The sequence below is a fragment of the Streptococcus sp. 27098_8_66 genome, assembly GCF_041431945.1.
In the GTDB taxonomy this organism is placed as follows: domain Bacteria; phylum Bacillota; class Bacilli; order Lactobacillales; family Streptococcaceae; genus Streptococcus; species Streptococcus dentalis.
In genome coordinates this window covers 30,189-45,710 of the sequence record NZ_JAPVYS010000008.1, presented here as the reverse complement: position 1 = coordinate 45,710, position 15,522 = coordinate 30,189, and the positions used below count along the sequence as shown (strand labels likewise).

The 15,522-nt window shown below is 41.6% G+C and carries 18 protein-coding genes; all 18 read left to right on the top strand.

Annotated elements, in window-relative coordinates:
• The first annotated feature begins 270 nt into the window (after positions 1-270).
• The 18 genes from O3642_RS06970 to rseP all read left to right on the top strand — a co-directional run bounded on the left by O3642_RS06970 (position 271) and on the right by rseP (position 15,521).
• Positions 271-1,281: a uroporphyrinogen decarboxylase family protein gene (locus O3642_RS06970; RefSeq protein WP_371605661.1), complete on the top strand. Its 1,011-nt coding sequence runs from the start codon at positions 271-273 to the stop codon at positions 1,279-1,281.
• A gap of 17 nt (positions 1,282-1,298) precedes the next feature.
• The gene (locus tag O3642_RS06965) at positions 1,299-1,499 is read left to right on the top strand and encodes a hypothetical protein (RefSeq protein WP_303469856.1); all 201 of its coding nucleotides are present in this window, start codon (positions 1,299-1,301) and stop codon (positions 1,497-1,499) included.
• Positions 1,500-1,597: 98 nt separating this feature from the next.
• Complete coding sequence (locus O3642_RS06960) at positions 1,598-2,599, top strand: uroporphyrinogen decarboxylase family protein (protein WP_303469858.1); 1,002 nt, start codon at positions 1,598-1,600, stop codon at positions 2,597-2,599.
• A gap of 27 nt (positions 2,600-2,626) precedes the next feature.
• Positions 2,627-3,505 carry a transporter substrate-binding domain-containing protein gene (locus tag O3642_RS06955; RefSeq protein WP_049474424.1) on the top strand — a complete coding sequence of 293 codons (879 nt, stop codon included), beginning with the start codon at positions 2,627-2,629 and terminating at the stop codon, positions 3,503-3,505.
• Between the two features lie 66 nt (positions 3,506-3,571).
• Positions 3,572-4,264, top strand: a complete 693-nt coding sequence (locus O3642_RS06950; RefSeq protein WP_298617308.1) for an amino acid ABC transporter permease — start codon at positions 3,572-3,574, stop codon at positions 4,262-4,264.
• 3 nt (positions 4,265-4,267) lie between these two features.
• Complete coding sequence (locus O3642_RS06945) at positions 4,268-4,954, top strand: amino acid ABC transporter permease (RefSeq protein ID WP_371605660.1); 687 nt, start codon at positions 4,268-4,270, stop codon at positions 4,952-4,954.
• Between the two features lie 19 nt (positions 4,955-4,973).
• Complete coding sequence (locus O3642_RS06940; RefSeq protein ID WP_003016067.1) at positions 4,974-5,738, top strand: amino acid ABC transporter ATP-binding protein; 765 nt, start codon at positions 4,974-4,976, stop codon at positions 5,736-5,738.
• 106 nt (positions 5,739-5,844) lie between these two features.
• Positions 5,845-6,234 carry a DUF1310 family protein gene (locus O3642_RS06935; RefSeq protein ID WP_371605659.1) on the top strand — a complete coding sequence of 130 codons (390 nt, stop codon included), beginning with the start codon at positions 5,845-5,847 and terminating at the stop codon, positions 6,232-6,234.
• Positions 6,235-6,400: 166 nt separating this feature from the next.
• Positions 6,401-6,787, top strand: a complete 387-nt coding sequence (locus O3642_RS06930) for a DUF1310 family protein (RefSeq protein ID WP_371605658.1) — start codon at positions 6,401-6,403, stop codon at positions 6,785-6,787.
• A gap of 2 nt (positions 6,788-6,789) precedes the next feature.
• Positions 6,790-8,391, top strand: a complete 1,602-nt coding sequence (locus O3642_RS06925; RefSeq protein WP_371605657.1) for a hypothetical protein — start codon at positions 6,790-6,792, stop codon at positions 8,389-8,391.
• The gene (locus O3642_RS06920) at positions 8,370-8,750 is read left to right on the top strand and encodes a type III secretion protein (RefSeq protein WP_371605656.1); all 381 of its coding nucleotides are present in this window, start codon (positions 8,370-8,372) and stop codon (positions 8,748-8,750) included. Before O3642_RS06925 ends, O3642_RS06920 begins: the two co-directional genes overlap by 22 nt.
• An 18-nt stretch (positions 8,751-8,768) precedes the next feature.
• Complete coding sequence (locus tag O3642_RS06915; protein WP_371605655.1) at positions 8,769-9,068, top strand: hypothetical protein; 300 nt, start codon at positions 8,769-8,771, stop codon at positions 9,066-9,068.
• Between the two features lie 357 nt (positions 9,069-9,425).
• A complete protein-coding gene (locus O3642_RS06910; RefSeq protein WP_371605654.1) occupies positions 9,426-11,555 on the top strand; it encodes an AAA family ATPase in 2,130 nt (709 codons plus the stop codon).
• A 225-nt stretch (positions 11,556-11,780) separates the two neighbouring features.
• The gene (locus O3642_RS06905) at positions 11,781-12,026 is read left to right on the top strand and encodes a hypothetical protein (protein WP_003009969.1); all 246 of its coding nucleotides are present in this window, start codon (positions 11,781-11,783) and stop codon (positions 12,024-12,026) included.
• Between the two features lie 155 nt (positions 12,027-12,181).
• Positions 12,182-12,508 (top strand): preprotein translocase subunit YajC, encoded by a 327-nt coding sequence (gene yajC, locus O3642_RS06900; protein ID WP_003004444.1) that lies wholly within the window; start codon positions 12,182-12,184, stop codon positions 12,506-12,508.
• Positions 12,509-12,662: 154 nt separating this feature from the next.
• Positions 12,663-13,412 (top strand): isoprenyl transferase, encoded by a 750-nt coding sequence (locus O3642_RS06895; RefSeq protein ID WP_003009971.1) that lies wholly within the window; start codon positions 12,663-12,665, stop codon positions 13,410-13,412.
• A gap of 9 nt (positions 13,413-13,421) precedes the next feature.
• Positions 13,422-14,225, top strand: coding sequence for a phosphatidate cytidylyltransferase (locus tag O3642_RS06890; protein WP_023919527.1), 804 nt, complete (start codon positions 13,422-13,424; stop codon positions 14,223-14,225).
• Between the two features lie 36 nt (positions 14,226-14,261).
• Positions 14,262-15,521, top strand: a complete 1,260-nt coding sequence (rseP, locus tag O3642_RS06885; protein WP_150905240.1) for an RIP metalloprotease RseP — start codon at positions 14,262-14,264, stop codon at positions 15,519-15,521.
• The last annotated feature ends 1 nt before the right edge of the window (position 15,522 follow it).

Genomic DNA, 15,522 nt, shown 5'->3' with positions numbered 1-15,522 from the left:
CAGCTTAAAAGAAGGGGTATAGTTTTATGCTATAACCGGATCAAGAAAAGATCAAAGTAGCCTTTTTCTTCTAAAATGAAAGAATAAAGAAAGATACTCGCAAGTCCCTATTTTCAAGGACTTGCGTTTTTTTGATGCCTTTCTCAATAAAGAAATTTTAAGGCCTTGATAGGGAAAATATATTAGTCAGCCACTTTTCGAGGTGATATCATGGTTACAAATTCCAGAAGGGAAGTAGTCAATCTTTCTGTTGGAGAAATATTGAGGAGGATGTACAGTATGAGTAAAAAAGAGTTGGTTCTTCGGGCCATTCGAGGCGAAGCAGTAGAGCGAATCCCTGTAGGATTTTGGCTCCATTATGTGACCCAAGAAGAAAAAGAATTGGGGCTAGACAATCCGTCTGTAGTTGAAAAAAGTATTAAGGGGCACCAACACTATGTTGAAGAAATTTCCCCAGATTTTGTCAAGATTATGAGCGATGGCTTCTTCCGCTATCCGAGTGCTCTTTATTCGAGAGAGATCACATCAATCCAAGAATTGAAAGATATTCAACCGATTGGAGAGCATCATCCTTGGATTGAAAAACAAATTGAAGTGGTCAAGGAAATTCGATCCCATTTCCATGAAGAGATTGCTTCTTTCTACAACATCTTCTCGCCCATTTCTTATTTGAAACGCTGGTTCCGTACGGATCAATCTCGTGGAGACCAAGTGATTGCAGACTTTATCAAGGAAGATCCAGAAACCTTGGCCCATGTCCTTGATGTCATCGCAGGAGATATCGCCATTCTTAGTCGCCGCTTGATCCAAGAAGCAGGTGTTGAAGGGATTTACTTCTCAACCCAGCAGGTCCAAGATGAGCGTGTGACAGATGAAGAATACCGCAAGATCATTGAACCGAGCAATATCGCTGTCCTAGAAGCGGCCAATGAAGCTGGAGGCATCAATATCCTTCATATTTGTGGTTTTGAAGGGGCCAGCAATGAAGTGGAGCTCTTCAAGGATTATCCAGCTCAAGTCATTAACTGGGCGACTCATCATGAGGGTCTTAGCCTAGCCGCAGGTCGTAAACTTTTCGGCGATCGTGCTGTCTTGGGTGGCTTTGTCAATGGCAAGAAAGGTTTGCTCTACCAAGGGGAACGAGAAGCTATTGAGCAAGAAACTCGTCGCTTGGTGGCTGAAGCCGGAAGTCGTGGTTTGATCCTTGGAGCAGACTGTACCGTGCCAGATGATTTCCAATTGGAACGCTTAGATTGGGTACGTCAAGCAGCTGTATTGTAAGAAGAAAGGAGAGGGAGATGAAAAAGATCAATGTATGGTGTATCCTGGTAACCGTTTTGTTTTTGCTTCTAGGGCTTAGTAAAGCTGCTCTAGCAAGCAGTCAGGGGAAAGCAAAAAAAGATCCAGATATGGCAAGACTGGAGAAGATTCCAGCTCATAGTTTCTCCCTCCTTCGCCCATCTGATCTAGCAGGAATTCTTCTGCTCGAAGATCAGTGATAAAAAAAGATGAAGAGCTTGATAAAAAATATATATTAGTCAAATAATTATCGAAGTGATAAGATAACAAACAAGAAAAGATAGAACGAGGTAAGAACATGTCATCAAAAAGAGAATTAGTCTTAAAAGCTTTCAAAGGAGAAGCAGTTGACCGTGTGCCAGTTGGATTTTGGCATCATTTTACAACAGAAGAAGAATGGTTGAAAGGATTTTCTAATCCGGAAATTATTGAAAAAAACCTCAATGGCCATAAAAACTTCCTTCACAAGGTCAAACCAGACTTTGTCAAACTCATGAGTGATGGTTACTTTACTTATCCAAACCCAGCCATTCACAAAGGCCTTGAAAATATCTCTGACTTAGCAGGGATTGAACCACTCGGAGCAGATCATCCATGGATCACAGAGCAGGTAGAGCTGGTTAAAAAAATCCGTGCTGGTTTTGAAGAAGACATTGTGGCTATCTACAATATCTTTGCTCCGGTGACCTACTTCAAATGGTTGGTCGGAGAAGTTTCAGGAGGAGATGACTTGATCGCAAACTTCATCGATCAAGATGCAGCAACTCTTAAAAAAGTATTGGATACGATTGGCCAAGATATTGCAAGTTTGAGCCAACGAATCATTAAAGAAGCAGGAGCAGACGGAATCTACCTCAGTGTTCAAAGTATCCAAGATGCGCGGGTTACACAAGAAGTTTATAAAAACATTATTGCACCGAGTGAACTCCATGTCTTAGAGGCAGCTAAGGAAGCCGGTGGCGTAAATATTCTTCATATCTGTGGCTACGAAGGAGCTCGCAATGATATCCATCTCTTCACAGACTACCCAGCCCAAGTCATTAACTGGGCAGTCGGACCAGAAGGCATCAGCCTAGCAGAAGGACGCGAAATCTTCGGTGGACGCACGGTTCTTGGTGGTTTTGAAAATGGTAAAAATGGTCTTCTTTACACAGGAGATAAGGCTGCGATCCAAGCAGAAACCAAACGCATCATCGCAGAAACAGGAACGACAGGATTGGTCATTGGTGCCGATTGTACGATTCCAAGTGACATTGATGAAGAACGAATCGAATGGGTTCGTGAAGCTGCAGCAGAATAAGGAAAATAGAAAAAGGGAGAACAAAGTATGAGTAAAAAAACATGGATTATCGGTGGGGTGGCAGTTCTTGCCATTGCAGGTGCAACCATTCTTGGACGGAGCTTAAACCATGCAAACGACAGCAAAGGCTCAACAGGATCGAACAAGGTAACAACCTTGAAAGTAGCCCACACTCAAAACTATGTACCGTATGATTTCGTTGATGAAAAAGGAGAATCAGATGGCTATGAAGTAGCCGTTCTCAAAGCCATTGACGAAAAACTACCAGACTACAAGTTTGAGTACACTGGAACAAGTGATGACGATCTCTTAATCGGTCTAGAATCTGGTAAATACGATATCGGAACCAAAGGAGCTTGGTATACCGAAGAACGTGCCAAGAAATTTATCATTCCAAAAGAACCAATCGGTGCAAGTATCATCGGATTTACCGTACGGAAAGAAGATGCGGATAAATACAAGAACATCGATGACTTCGCGAAAGAAAAAGGAAAATTGGTTCCAATTTCACCACAAAATGCGCAGTGGAATGTTATTAAAGAATACAATGAAAAGCATAAGGACCAACAAATCGAATTAACAGCTGCGGAATCTTTCAAAGTCGCAGATGCCTATGCTTGGGTTCTTGAAGGACGTTACGATGCCTTCTTTGACATCAAACTTTCCTTTGAAAAGGCTGTCACAGATAAAGATGGTTCTTACCACCAATATGCGGACAAACTGAGCTGGTTTGCCTACAAAGGAATTCCAACTTACCCATTGATCCATAAGGATAAGAAAAACGAAAAATTTGCGGAAGAATACAGCAAGGCCATCAAAGAATTAGAAAAAGATGGCACACTTGCTAAATTGTCGAAAAAATATTTCGGTGAAGATGTCTTCAGTTATGTAGATAAAGAGAAATAAGATGGAACTGGGTGCGCATAGCCCCAGCTTCCTTATTTCTATACGGATACAGAAAGGAAAAGAAACATGGTCTCATACGACATTTCCAAGGTCTGGTCATTTCTTCCAACCTTGGTCCAAGCCCTGCCAGCGACCCTAGCTTTGATGGTTTTAACGACGGTTCTCGGTTCTGCATTTGGCTTGGTTTTGACCTGGGCACAAGTATCAGAAGATAAGGTAGGAGCAGGTCTGGCAAAAGGTTATGTCTTTACTTTGCGTTGTACCCCTCCGATTGTCTTGCTCTTTTTGGTCTTTTATGGACTTCCCCAATTTTTGAACTGGTGGTTGGGCATTGACATTGACCACTGGTCCAAGTTTGTCTTTGTCCTTGTTGCCATGTTTCTTCTCTTTGCCGCTATGATCTCTGAGGTCTTCAAGGCAGCCTATTTGGCCATTCCAAAAGGTCAGATGGAAGCGGGCTTGAGTATCGGCTTGACGCCAGCTCAAACCATTTGGCGGATTGTCCTTCCCCAAGCCTTTCGCGTGGCTCTTCCAAATATGACGACTGCCATCTTGAACCTCATGCGCGATGCCGCTTTGGCTTATACCATTGGCTTTATCGATATCATGGGAGCAGGCAACAACTTGATCAGCCGCAATCTTGGGAATTATTCCCTCGAGACCTATACAGCTGTAGCAGTGATCTACTGGGGAATTGCCCTTGTGATCTCCTTCTCCGCTCAATTCCTTGAGAAACGACTCAGTGTAACAGAAAGGTAGCTTATGGATTTCAATTTTATTAGTAAAGCATTTCTAGCCACCTTGGGTGGTGTTCCAGTGACCCTTCTGATCATGGTCGTATCGATTCTTTTGAGTTTCTTTCCAGCCCTCTTTTTGGCGCTCGGTCAGATCTACAAGGTCAAAGGGGTTCGCAGTTTCTCAGTGGTTTACTTAGCCTTTATTCGCGCGACTCCTCCGATTCTCTTGATTCTCTTCTTTTATAGTCTCTTTCCCAGCCTCTTAAATAGCTTTTTTAAGAGTATTGGTAGTCACTTTAATGTCTTTGAGATCAATCCTATTTACTATGCCTTTATCATTTTTAGCTTGATGACAACGGGGAGTCTTGCTGAAATTCTCCGGTCAGCCATTCTGACGGTGGATAAGGGCCAGCTAGAAGCAGCGCAAGCCATTGGTTTGACCAACCGCCAAGCCTACATCCGCATTGTTTTTCCACAAGCCTTGCGTTCAGCCCTTCCCAATTTGTGTAACCTGGTCATCAACTTGGTCAAAGGAACCTCCCTTGTCTTTGTCATGACCATCAAGGATATCACCGCCATTGCCAAGATCGAAGCCTCTTATGGCTATCAATATTTTGAATCCTATCTAGTGATTTTTATTCTTTATATTGTCATTTGTGGGGTGATTCAGTGGGGATTCAATCGCTTAGAAAAACGCCTGACACTCGCATAGAAGAAGGAGAAATAAGAAGATGTTAGAAGTAGAACACGTATCGAAAAAATTTAAGGACCACCAGGTCCTGGTAGATGTTAATCTCAAGGTCAACCAAGGGGATGTCGTCGTTATTTTGGGGCCATCTGGATCAGGAAAAACAACCTTCCTTCGCTGCCTCAATCACTTGGAAAAGGCAGATACAGGGCACCTCACCCTAGGTGGAAAAGAGTACGACCTCTCAAAACTCAGCAAAAAAGAGATTCTAGAAATCCGCCAAAAGACAGCCTTTGTCTTCCAGCATTACAATCTCTTCGCTAATAAAACAGCGCTTGAAAATATCTTAGAAGGGCTGGTTGTAGCCCGTAAGATTCCAAAAGAAGAAGCCATCCAACGGGCAGAATCAGCCCTTGAAAAAGTTGGTCTCCTTGCTTATAAGGATTACTATCCTTCTCAATTATCAGGTGGTCAGCAGCAACGGATCGGAATCGCACGTGCCATTGCAGTGAAACCAGACGTGATCTTGCTGGACGAGCCGACTTCAGCGCTAGACCCAGAATTGGTTGGGGATGTCTTAGATGTCATGAAACAGCTAGCCCAAGAAGGAGTGACCATGGTTGTCGTAACGCATGAGATGGGCTTTGCGCGTGATGTGGCCAACCACGTCATCTTTATGGATGGCGGGCATATCATTGAAGAAAATGAGCCCCATGAATTCTTCAACAGTCCAAAAGAAGAACGAACCAAACAATTCCTATCACGGATTTTATCTGACGCCACTTATAGTGTCGAATACATGATTTAACAAGAGGCACACCTATGTAGGGTGTGTTTTTTGGATTCTGGAAAAAATTTTAAAAATTAGCTCATTTTTTAAAAATCATTACGAATAATCTAAGTGAGAGGGAAATATGACTGATAAAAAACAACGATTTGTACTATTATTCTTACTGACTTTGTTTATAGGAGGTTGCAGTCTTTTTACGGATAAAGCTGCTGAGAGAAAAGAGATGATTCAGATCGCAGAAAGCACGAAGATGAAAGTGGCAATTGAAAGCTATTTAAAAAATCTGGATCCAGAGGCATTAACTCCAAATGGGAAAATAAAGTCTTATAGAATTTTAAAAGATAAATTAAAATATAATCCAATGGAAGGAATTATTGTCGAAATTGTCATTAATAGGGATGATCGGTTGACGATTGATATGACGGTCATAGAAGAGGATTCAGGAGAATATCTTGTTGCCACATCAGGAACGCCTAAAGAATTAACGAAATTAATAGAAAGAGACAAACAATAGCAACCTCATCTATTTTATAGAATTTATTGATTGGGCCAAGTATGTTACATCAATATGTAGTGCTTGTAACGATTTGGCAATATTTTTTAACAAAAGTAACATTTCAGGTATGAATAGAATTTTGTATAATAAATTCTAAGAAACCTGAAGAAAGAATGGGAAGAAGATGAAAAAAAGTAAATTTATTGTGTTGATAATGGTAGTATTTAGCCTGAACTTAGGGGGATGTAGCTTTTTAAATGGACAATCTGCCAAGAAACAAGAAATGATTCAAATCGCAGAGAGTAAGAAGATGAAGGTAGCGATTGAAAATATGTTGAAAAAATTAGACCCTAAAGCTCTTACTCCAGAAGGAAAAATAACATCATATAAAATTTCTAAAGATGATTTAGATTATAATCCGATGGGAGGGCTGTTAGTAAAAATAGTTATAAATAATGATGAAAAATTAGTTTTAAGCACAACTATACAAGAGGATGCTACAACAGGGAAATATGAAGAGACCTATTTTGGGGAAACAGAGGAGTTAAGTGATTTATTAGATAAGGAGTGATAATGGCTAATAATTTAAATTTCAATGATCAACAAAATGTTAAAGCTGCCCTACTTGAATACGAAAAAGATGTCAAAATAAACGGAAAGTTTAAAATTGGGACGAAGAAAGACGAATACATTGGTAATGTCGCCCATATTTATGATAATGTAAATAACAATGAGGAGCAGGTCTTCGTTCTTACTAATAATGGCCAAGGCGCTCAACAAAAAGCAGTTCCTTATTCTGCTTCTGATGAAGATCGCGCCCAAATCCATGATGTGACAGTTTTGATGAAGGGATCTGAAACTGAAATAAGTACACAAAAATTGCTCCATGATACATTTACAGATTGGGTAGGGACAGATTTGCCAGCAGCTTCCAATATTTTGAACCCTGGTGGTGCAAGTGAGTACGCAACCGAGTATGCGAAGAATTATGCGCGAGATAAGGCTAAATATGGTTTTAACAATGCTGTAGAAGCTTTTGAAGATGCAATTATTCCTACATCTGTTAATCTTCCACCGGAGGCCACTCCCTTAGGTAGATTCATACAAAAAGCGATGGACAATCCTGTCAGCAATTTCGTACAGGAAAAAGCATCAGATATGGTCGGATTTTTTGCAGAAAGGACAGCCGAAGAACAGGTTAGATTTCCTACTTTAATGGGAGCTGCTTTTTTAAAAAAATACAATGACGAAAACGGTACTTTTCCACCTCCGCAATTTAAAGATGCTGCAGCTCATTTGAAAGAGGTGATCCGAAAATACCCCAATGCCAAGATTGATCTATATGGTCACTCTCTGGGATCTATGAATATTCAGTATGCTCTTGCCTGCTTGACCGAAGAAGAATCTTCTCATATTGGGACCGTCCATCTATACAATGGTCCTAATGCCTATTCCATCTTAACTCCAGAGCAAAAAGCGCGTATAGATTCGCTGAAGTACAAAATCTACAACCACATTGACCATAAAGATTTGGTTAGCTTGGGCTATCCAGATTCTGGAAGCAAGGGTGCCAGTGGGATTGTTAAGCACCTCAAAACGAAGAATTTGAAAAATATTGGCCTGCAACACATGATGCATGGTTATATCTATGATAAGGATGGGAATTTGGTTCTTGAAAAGGGAACGGAAGCTATCACTCGGAAGGAAATCATTGAAGAGCGGATGAAGGTATACTATCGCCTAAAGGATAAATTACAAAAAACAGGTGGTGGACTGAGTTCAAGTGAACAAATCTATCTCGATGCCTTGCAGGCGCGCTTGGCTTCTGATGAGCTGATTCGAGTAGTGGATGAAGGGCTGGAGCAAGCTCAGAAATCTAAGACACAACTGGATACGGATTTAGAAGCTTTAGAGAAAGTATTACAGACCGTTCCGAAAGGCTTTATTCTCAATCTTGCGGAAGTAGAAGAGGCCTATGCACAGGCTGGTGCAACAAGGCAAACAGTTGTCACTGAAGTAAGAGAACGGTGCGACAATCGTTTGGCTGCGTATCAGTCCTTATCGAATGAATTCCATGCTTTAAACGAGCAAGTGAATGCAGGAATTGAGCTCTTAAAAACAAAAGATCAAGAAGTAGCAGGAGAAATGAACCAGTGGGAACAACTAGCTTATTAATGTCATCTACTCCTTCGAAAAGGGAAAAGCAACTAGATCACTTGGAAAGAGAATTTCAAAAAGCGCGCTTGGAGCTCGATGAAAAGCGTTGCTTGGTGGAAAGAAAACAGCAGCTCTTCACCCGGATGTTGGAAGAAGAGTATGCGATGGCAGCTTCCTTTTTACAACAGCAGGAGGTTGATAGCAGTTGTGAATGGGAGTCCCTCCATCGCTGTATAGAGGAGTATGATCTCGAAGCTAGAGATGCAGCGCAAGTAGCCATAAAACAGATCGATACTGAAGAAGAGAATTTATGGCAATCCTACCGTAAAGAGAGATGCCAGTTGGAAGAGGAAATTGCACAAGATAAAGTTTCATAGTATAGAAGAGGAGGATGTATGGGTGATAGTCCTGTCAAAGATTTCTTTGATTTAGATATGAAAGATAAGATGAGGATCATCGAAAGCAGAAAGAAACTTGAAAAAGAATTAATACGGGTTGTCTATGCCCCCATTTTATTGACCTGCAAGGAAGGAGTCGAGAAACGCTTCAATGATGAATTGACTGCGATTGCAACAGTAGCTGAAGAAGACGTTCAGGTAGTCGGAAAGCAACTAGACCAATCCATGGTGGGTCAATTTGCTAAAAATGTACAGACGGCTATTCAAGAAAAAGCTGGGAAATTTAAATCTATCTAGCCAAGAACTTTCATTTAAATATGGAATCTGGAGTAACATCCAGATTTTTTTAATAAATTTAAAAAATTATGTAAAAAAGTGTTGACAAAGAAATCAGTCTGCGTTATAATAATTTATGTAAACAAAAAGAGGTTAGAAAATCTCAAGAGTTTACGAGATCAATAGTGGAAAGGAGATGGTAATATGCTATTTCCAAAACTAAGACAACTAATTGATAAAAGGAAAAATAGAAACTGTTAGCCTGTAGGGCTATTATTAAATCAATGAATTAAAATTATGTAAAAAACTAAACAGCAGCCAATTGGTCTGCTAATTTTCAAGAACGAATTAAAATTATGTAAATTAGAGGTATATAATATGAATAACAATTTTAACAATATGGATGATCTTTTCAATCAACTAATGGGAAATATGGGTGGTTTTCGTTCTGAAAGCCGTCGCTACATGATTAATGGTCGTGAAGTGACACCGGAAGAATTCGCCATCTACCGTCAAACTGGTCAACTTCCAAATGAAGGAAGTGAGCAAGCGCAACACCATCAAGGTAAAGGGATGAAACAAGATGGGATCCTTGCAAAACTTGGTCGCAACTTAACCGAAGAAGCTCGTGAAGGAAAATTGGATCCGGTCATCGGACGTAATAAAGAAATTCAAGAGACTGCTGAAATCTTGTCTCGTCGTACCAAGAACAACCCTGTCCTTGTAGGGGATGCCGGTGTTGGTAAAACAGCAGTTGTAGAAGGTTTGGCACAAGCTATTGTGAACGGTGATGTTCCAGCCGCTATCAAGAACAAAGAAATCATCTCGATTGATATTTCTGGTCTAGAAGCTGGTACGCAATACCGTGGTAGCTTTGAAGAAAATATTCAAAATCTGATCCAAGAAGTCAAGGCTATGGGAAATGTCATTCTCTTCTTTGATGAAATCCATCAAATCCTTGGTGCAGGTAGCACAGGTGATGGTCAAGGCTCTAAAGGTCTTGCGGATATCATCAAACCTGCTCTTTCACGTGGGGAATTGACAGTCATTGGGGCAACTACTCAAGATGAATACCGTAACACTATCTTGAAGAATGCGGCTCTTGCTCGTCGTTTCAACGAAGTGAAGGTCAATGCTCCATCAGCTGAAGATACTTTCAAGATTCTCCAAGGGATCCGTGATCTTTATGAAAAACACCACAATGTCATCTTGCCAGATGAAGTTTTGAAAGCAGCAGTTGATTATTCGATCCAATACATTCCACAACGTAGCTTGCCTGATAAGGCCATTGACTTGGTCGATGTGACAGCTGCTCACTTGGCAGCCCAACATCCTGTAACAGATGTTCATGCTGTGGAACATGAAATTGAAGAAGAAAAAACCAAACAAGAAGAAGCTGCGGCTAAAGAAGATTACGAAGCAGCTTTGAAAGCAAAAGTTCGTATCGAAGAACTTGAAAAGAAAATTGAAAACCATACAGAAGACCATAAGGTAACTGCAACAATCAACGATGTGGCTGAATCAGTAGAACGGATGACGGGTATCCCAGTGTCACAAATGGGTGCAACTGATATCGAACGTTTGAAAGATATGGGTCACCGTTTGCAAACTAAGGTTATCGGTCAAGACAAGGCTGTTGAAGCAGTGTCACGTGCTATCCGTCGGAACCGTGCAGGATTTGACGAAGGTAACCGTCCAATCGGAAGCTTCCTCTTTGTAGGACCTACTGGTGTTGGTAAAACTGAGTTGGCTAAACAATTGGCTCTTGATATGTTCGGAACCAAAGATGCCATCATCCGTTTGGATATGTCAGAATACAGCGACCGCACAGCCGTTTCTAAATTGATTGGTACAACAGCTGGTTATGTTGGTTACGATGACAACAGCAATACCTTGACAGAACGTGTTCGCCGTAACCCATACTCTATCGTCCTTCTTGACGAAATTGAAAAGGCGGATCCTCAAGTCATCACCCTTCTCCTTCAAGTCTTGGATGATGGTCGTTTGACAGATGGTCAAGGGAACACGGTCAACTTCAAGAACACTGTGATTATCGCCACTTCAAACGCTGGCTTTGGTTACGAAGCTAACTTGACAGAAGATGCGGATAAACCAGAACTCATGGATCGTTTAAAACCTTACTTCCGTCCAGAATTCCTCAACCGTTTCAACGCTGTCATTGAATTCTCACACTTGAGCAAGGAAGACCTTTCTAAGATTGTTGATTTGATGTTGGTAGATGTCAATAAGACTCTTTCTAAGAAAGAAATCGACTTGGCAGTGAGCGATGCAGCTAAAGAATACATGACTGAAGAAGGGTATGATGAAGTGATGGGTGTTCGTCCACTCCGTCGGGTAGTTGAACAACAAATCCGTGACAAAGTCACAGACTTCCACTTGGATAACTTGGATGCCAAACATCTCGAAGCAGACATGGAAGATGGTGTCCTTGTGATCAGAGAAAAAGACACAAAGAAGGAAGAAAACACTGATAAACAAGCAGACTAAGGCGAATTAGTTTGTGAAAAATAGAGACTGCTATCATATAGCAGTCTTTATTTTTTCTTCCCACCTGGGGGAAATTATTCGCCGTATAAGGACAAAATCCTCCTATTTGGGCTAAAAAAACATCAATAATTAGTGAAATTAATCCAATTTGAGCAAAATTATTAATAAATAAAGAAAATAAGTATATAATCTATACAAGAATAAAATTTGAGGAATGGAAGTAAGATGAGCAATACAATTGATATCTACTCAACTCCCGAATACAGAAAAGTGGAAGCCGTTGTTCAACTGATGGTTGACGGTCGCTTGACGAGCTATCGTGTCGCAACTGAAACAAACATCAGCAAAATGAGCTTGGCGACTTTGACGAAGGGAACGAGTAAAATCAAAAATATTACCTATCAAACGGCTTTGGCCTTGATTGATTGGTATGATGAGAATCATGAAAAGTATGGCATTACGATTGACTAGTCAGTAGCCCACTTTTCGTGGTTTTTTCTTTTTCATCAAAACTTGCCTCCTCTATGAGACTGGACTCTGATTTTGCTTGAAGAGGATGGGAAAACTTGAAAAGACGGGCGAAATTTGATATAGTATAGCATATATGAAAATTAAAGGAGAAACATATGCAAGGCGGAAGTTTGCTAATTATGCTCGTTCTTATGGTCGGTTTGATGTACTTCATGAGCCGTAGCCAAAAGAAACAGTACCAAAAACGGATGGAAAGTTTGAATAAACTTCAAAAAGGAAATGAAGTCATCACGATTGGTGGCTTGTACGGAACCATCGATGAAGTCGACACAGACCGCAAGACCGTTGTCTTGGATGTTGATGGTGTCTACCTGACCTTTGAATTGGGAGCGATCAAAACAGTTCTTCCTGTATCAGAAGGAATCTCAGCCACTGCTACAGAAGGTGCTAGCTCAGATGCCGATTCAGCCATCGAAGAATAATCATCAAAGAAGAGGCAAGGGCCTCTTTTTTGGTGGGCAAATAGGACGATGTGATGAAGGAAAGCCTTGCTGGTTCAAAAAAGAGGCCGGAGTCCCTATTTTATGGGGATTTATGGTATAATGAAGCGATAAATATTGAAATAGGTAGAAAAACATGTTTCGTTTTAAGAAAAAAGAAAAAATCGAGATACCTTTAGAAGTCCCGAAACACATTGGGATCATTATGGATGGCAATGGTCGCTGGGCGAAAAAGCGGATGCAACCGCGCGTCTTCGGTCATAAGGCAGGGATGGAAGCTCTCCAAGAAGTGACGATTGCAGCAAAAAATATGGGGGTTCAGGTCTTGACTGTCTATGCCTTTTCTACGGAAAACTGGACACGCCCTGAAGATGAAGTCAAGTTCATCATGCACTTGCCGGTCGAATTTTATGATCGTTTCGTCCCCGAATTGCATCGCAACAATGTCAAGATTCAAATGATTGGTGACACCAAGAAATTACCAAAAGAAACGCTGGAGGCTTTGGAAAGAGCAGAAGCGATGACCCATCTCAATACAGGCTTGATCCTGAATTTCGCACTCAATTATGGTGGACGTGCAGAGATCACTCAGGCTGTGAAGCAGATCGCCCAAGAAGTCTTGGATGCGAAGTTTAGTCCAGAAGATATCACAGAAGAGATGATCGCAGATTCTCTCTATACCGAGAGTTTGCCACGTGTCCTAAGGGATCCGGATTTGATTATTCGTACCAGCGGAGAGATCCGTTTGAGTAATTTCCTTCCTTGGCAGGCTGCTTATAGTGAGTTGTATTTCACAGATGTGATGTGGCCAGATTTTGGAGAGGAAGCACTACGAAGTGCCATAGTAGAATATAGCCATCGCCATCGGAGATTTGGTGGTGTTTAGGAGAAGATGATGACGAAAGATTTACAAAAACGTGTGATTTTTGGAGGAATTGCCCTGCTCTTTTTCATTCCAACAGTAATGGTTGGAGGGGTATTCTTCCAGATTGTGATTGGCTTGATCGCCATGCTAGGGGTTCATGAATTGCTCAAGATGAAGGGGCTTGAGACAGCGACGTTTGAAGGAGCGCTAGCCATGTTAGCGGCCTTCGTCCTGACTTTGCCGATCGAGGACTACCTCCCTTACCTTCCAGCAGATGGCAATATGATTGCCTATGGTCTGGTTGTCTTGATTCTCATGGGGACAACTGTTCTTGCTCAGAATTATAATTATGAAGATGTGGTCTACCCCATTGCGTCCAGCTTTTATGTTGGACTCGGCTTCCATTCCTTAGTAGATGCGCGAATCGCTGGTATTGATAAGGTTTTGTTAGCCCTCTTTATTGTCTGGGCTACAGATTCAGGTGCTTATCTGGTAGGAAGCCGGTTTGGGAAACGCAAGCTCATGCCTGCGGTTTCTCCTAATAAAACGATTGAAGGCAGTCTTGGGGGAATCTTGTCTGCAGTTGCGGTAACTGTGATCTATATGATCGTGGATCGCTCTGTGGCAGGTGGACATGGTTTTCTTGCTATGATCTTCTTTACCATCCTCTTTAGTATCGCAGGTCAGTTTGGAGATCTGGTAGAGAGCGCGATTAAACGCCATTTCGGTGTGAAAGATTCTGGGAAATTTATTCCAGGACATGGTGGTGTTCTAGACCGCTTTGATAGTTTGATTTTTGTCTTTCCCTTGATGCATTTCTTGGGTTTGTTCTAAGACAGAAGAAATAGAAAGGAAACCACGTATAGAACGATGCAGTTTATTGCCTTTATTGTTATTTTTGGAGTGATCGTTCTCGTTCACGAGTTTGGTCATTTCTATTTTGCAAAAAAATCGGGCATCCTGGTGCGAGAATTCTCGATCGGGATGGGTCCCAAGATCTTTGCCCATATTGGTCAAGATGGAACAGCCTATACGATTCGCATTCTACCTTTAGGTGGCTATGTTCGTATGGCTGGCTGGGGTGAGGATACAACTGAGATTAAAACCGGAACACCTGTCAGCTTGACGCTAAATGAGGTTAGCAAGGTTGTCCGGATCAATCTTTCAGGAAAGAATCTGGATCAGACAGCCCTTCCCATGAATGTTACCCAGTTTGACTTTGAAGACAAACTGGAAATTACAGGCTTGGTTCTCGATGAGACCAAGACTTATGATGTCGATCATGATGCGACCATCGTTGAGGAAGATGGGACAGAGGTGCGGATTGCACCGAGAGATGTTCAGTATCAGAATGCCAGCATTTGGGGACGGTTGATCACCAACTTTGCGGGTCCTATGAACAACTTTATCCTCAGTATTGTCGTCTACTCACTTCTAGCTTTTATGCGAGGCGGTGCGATTGACTACTACAGCAACAATGTTCAGGTGGCACCCGATGGGGCGCTGGCTAAGGTCGGTGTCAAAAGCAATGTTCAGATCCTTCAAGTCAATAACGATACCGTTAGCAACTGGGATGAGCTGACAGATGCTGTCGAGAAAGCAACCAAGGACAGCAAGACGGCTCCTGAATTGACCCTGAAAGTCAAAACAGACGGCCAAGAAAAAGAAGTCAAAGTGAAGCCAACCAAGTCAGGGAATCGTTACTATCTGGGTGTGACAAATGGCCTCAAGACAGGATTTGTGGATAAACTCTTGTCTGGTTTTACAGATACCTGGAATACAGCGACACGGATTCTTGGAGCTTTGAAAGATATCATTTTCCACTTTAGTCTCAATAAACTGGGTGGTCCGGTTGCCATCTACAATGCCAGCTCACAAGCTGCTCAATTAGGGATTCCGGCAGTCTTGTCTCTTATGGCCATGCTCTCTATTAATATTGGGATCTTCAATCTAATCCCGATTCCGGCTTTGGATGGCGGGAAAATCTTGATCAATTTGATCGAGGTCGTCCGGAGAAAGCCACTGAAACAAGAAGTAGAAACCTATATGACGCTTGCAGGTGTAGCTGTAATGGTTATTTTGATGATTGCTGTCACCTGGAATGATATTATGAAATTATTTTTGAAATAGA